Annotated in this window: 1 pseudogene; it reads right to left on the bottom strand. The window is 61.7% G+C overall.

The annotated features are described in order from the left end of the window. Positions 1-240, bottom strand: a pseudogene (locus R0K30_RS23345) (arsenical-resistance protein); the annotation flags it as partial.

Here is a 240-nt window from a genome sequence, read left to right as displayed (position 1 = left end):
CAGCGTGGCCAGCAGCGCGGTAATCGACCAGGGGCCGATCTTGGCCATCGCCGCATCGAATGCGGCTTGCCCCTTGGACAGCAGCGCCTTTCGCAGGATCTGCGCGAGAATCACCGGAATGACGATATAGAGCACGACGGACGTGACCAGTGTGGCCCACGGCACGGTAATAGCGGAGATGCCCAACAACAGGCCCACGAGCGGCGCAAAGGCAATCACCATGATGCTGTCGTTCAACGC

Source organism: Bacillus sp. SIMBA_154 (genome assembly GCF_046536015.1).
Lineage (GTDB): Bacteria > Bacillota > Bacilli > Bacillales > Bacillaceae > Bacillus > Bacillus pumilus_P.
This window is presented reverse-complemented; position numbering and strand designations above follow the sequence as displayed.